Source organism: Xanthomonas sp. SHU 308 (assembly GCF_000364645.1).
In the GTDB taxonomy this organism is placed as follows: Bacteria; Pseudomonadota; Gammaproteobacteria; order Xanthomonadales; family Xanthomonadaceae; genus Xanthomonas_A; species Xanthomonas_A sontii.
In genome coordinates, this window is record NZ_AQOK01000505.1 from 1 (window position 1) to 3146 (window position 3146).

Consider the following 3146-nt stretch of genomic DNA (forward strand, 5'->3'; position numbering starts at 1 on the left):
GCGCGCATCGCCGGGGTGTCGCCGATCAGTTCGGTGCTGCCCTGCCCGGCCGGCGCCACTGCCGGTGCCGCGGCGATGGCGCTGCCGGGATCGGGCAGCGCGCGTGCGGCCAGCGCCACCGCATCGTCCAGGTCGAACGGCTTGGACAGGAACTCGTGGGCGCCGCCGCGGAACGCGCCGGCGGTGCTGGCCACGTCGGTGTAGGCGGACATCACGATCACCGGCAGTTGCGGGTGCGCGGCCTTGAGCTTGTCCAGCAGCACCAAGCCGTCGTCGCCGGGCATGCGCACGTCGGTGAACAGCAGGTCGGGCATGGGCCGCTGCGCCAGCGCCTGCAGCGCGGCGGCGGCGCTGTCGAAGCCGTCGACGCTGTAGCCGGCGTCGCGCAGTGCGGTGGACAGCACGAAGCGCACCGAACGGTCGTCGTCGACCACCCAGATACGTTGCGTTCCTTGCAGGGAGTCGGTCATCGCAGTGCTCCTAATCGGTGTCCGCTGCGCGCTGCGGCAGCAGCAGGGTGAACACGGTGTGGCCGGGGCGGGAGCGGTAGGTCAGCGAGCCGGCATGCTCGCGCGCCACCTGCTGGGCCAGCGCCAGGCCCAGGCCGCTGCCTTCGGCGCGGCCGCTGACCAGCGGCAGGAACAGGTGTTCGGCCAGTTCCTCGGGCACGCCGCGGCCGTCGTCGACGATCTCCAGGCGCAGGCCGCGCGCGTGCACGCGATCGCGGATGCGCTGGCCGTGCTCGACGCGGGTGCGCAAGGTGACCTGCGCCGCGCCGGCCTGGATCGCGTTGCGCACCAGGTTCCACACCGCCTGGGTGAGGCGGTCGGCATCGCCGAGGAATTCGGGGATGCTGGGGTCGTAGTCGCGCTGCAGGCGCACCGACCAGCCGCCTTCGTTCTCGGCCAGGCGCAACACCCGCTCCAGCACCGCGTGGATGTTGAGCATGGCGTGCGGGCGCGCCGGCGCCGGCGACAGCAACTGGTCGAGCAGGCTGTTGAGGCGCTCGATCTCCGCGCCGATCAGTTCGATCAGTTCGCGCTCGTCCTCGTCGCGGTGCTGGGCGCGGCGCGCCAGCAGCTGCGCGGCGCCCTTGAGCCCGGCCAGCGGATTGCGCAGTTCGTGGGCCAGGCCCTTGAGCGCCGCGCTGAGCGCGTTCGGCAGCGCCTGCGCCGGGTCCGGCGTGGGGAATTCGTCGACCGGGTGCGCTTCCAGCAGCCAGCCGCCGTCGTCCAGCCGCGACAGCCAGCCCTCGGCGAAGCGCGGCGGCTCGCCGGGCACGGCCAGGGCCATGCGGTGCAGGCGCAGCACGTCGCGCTCGTCGTTGCGCAGGAACCGTGCGAGCGCATCGCCCTGCACTTCCAGCGAGGCCAGCGGCTGGTCGAGCAGGCGCCGCACGCTGACCCCGAGCCAGCGCGCGAAAGCGGGATTGGCGCCGCGCAGGCGGCCGTCTGTATCGGCCCAGACCACCGGGGTGCCAAGGGCGGAAAGCGGGGGCGGCGGGGTGTTCATGGCCATTGCACCAATGTAGTGCAAAGCCGAGCAGGCGGCACGGGCGAGCGGCGCATGGCGCGACCGCTGCCCTCGCGGATGGCGCGGCGTGCAGCCGCCTGCGGACCGGGTGACGCCAGCACCGGACCTTGCATCGCGACGCAACCAGGAATCTTGCGGAAAGCCGGGGGTGTGGCGAGGCGAATGGCCACGCGGAATACCTCGATCTTTTGAGAATGGCCGGCGCTTCCCCCCAGGAAGCGCCGGCGAAGGCCGCGGCCGCGTGGACCGGCCACCAGCGCCGGCCACCAGCGCCGGCCACACGTACTGCGACAAGGCCCGCGACCGCCGTCGCGGGCCGGCGAAACTCACAACTCGTAGGCGGATTCGCCATGCGAGGTGATGTCCAGACCCTCGCGCTCGGCGTCTTCCGGCACGCGCAGGCCGATCACCAGCTTGGCGATCAGGAAGCCGACCACCGAGACCACGCCGATCCAGCCGACGGTGATCAGCACGCCTTCGGCCTGCACCAGCACCTGGTGGCCCATGGTCACGCCCTCGGCGTAGCCCATGCCGCCCAGCGCCTTGTCGGTGAACACGCCGGTGAGGATCGCGCCGACGATGCCGCCGACGCCGTGCACGCCGAACACGTCCAGGGTGTCGTCGGCATTGAGCAGCTTCTTCAGCCCGGTCACGCCCCACACGCAGATCACGCCGGCGGCCACGCCGATGGCGATGGCGCCGAACGGCCCCACGGTGCCGGCGGCGGGGGTGATGCCGACCAGGCCGGCGACCATGCCCGAGGCCACGCCCAGCGCCGAGGACTTGCCCTTGATCACCTTCTCGGTCAGCGACCAGGCCAGCACCGCCGCGGCGGTGGCCAGCAGGGTGTTGAGGAAGGCCAGTGCGGCGGTGGCGTTGGCTTCCAGCGCCGAGCCGGCGTTGAAGCCGAACCAGCCCACCCACAGCAGCGAGGCGCCGACGAAGGTCAGGGTCACGTTGTGCGGCTTCAGCGCGGTGTGGCCGAAGCCCAGGCGCTTGCCGACGAAGTACGAACCGACCAGACCGGCCACGCCGGCGTTGATGTGGACCACGGTGCCGCCGGCGAAGTCCAGCGCGCCCTTGCCGAACAGGAAGCCGGGGGCCGACCACACCATGTGCGCCAGCGGCAGGTAGCCGAAGGTGAACCAGATGACCACGAACAGCAGCACCGCGGCGAACTTCACCCGCTCGGCGAAGGCGCCGACGATCAGCGCGCCGGTGATGCCGGCGAAGGTCAGCTGGAAGGCGACGAACACGTACTCCGGCAGCTTGAAGCCCTTGGAGAAGGTGTCGGCCAGCGTGGTGGTGTCGACGCCGGCCAGCAGCGCCTTGTGCAGCGTGCCGATGAACGGACCGCCGTCGGCGAACGCCAGGCTGTAGCCGTACACCACCCACAGCACCGCGATCAGCGAGAACACCACGCCGACCTGGATCAGCACCGACAGCACGTTCTTGGCGCGGACCATGCCGCCGTAGAACAGCGCCAGGCCGGGCACCACCATCAGCAGCACCAGCAGCGTGGAGGTGAGCATCCAGGCGACGTCGCCCTTGTCCACCACCGGCGCCGGCGTGGCCGCGGCTGCGGCCGCGGCCGGCGCGGCGGCCGGTGCGGG

3 protein-coding genes are annotated in these 3146 nt (G+C 71.9%); all 3 read right to left on the reverse strand.

The window, feature by feature from the left end:
* A partial coding sequence (locus D588_RS24975) for a response regulator (RefSeq protein ID WP_043085258.1) occupies nucleotides 1-470 on the reverse strand: 470 nt, incomplete at its 3' end.
* Between the two features lie 10 nt (nucleotides 471-480).
* Entirely contained in the window at nucleotides 481-1512 is a 1032-nt protein-coding gene (locus D588_RS0115230; RefSeq protein ID WP_039726947.1) for an ATP-binding protein, read from the reverse strand.
* Between the two features lie 347 nt (nucleotides 1513-1859).
* The coding region (amt, locus tag D588_RS0115235; protein WP_017916592.1) for an ammonium transporter at nucleotides 1860-3146 on the reverse strand (1287 nt) is incomplete at its 5' end.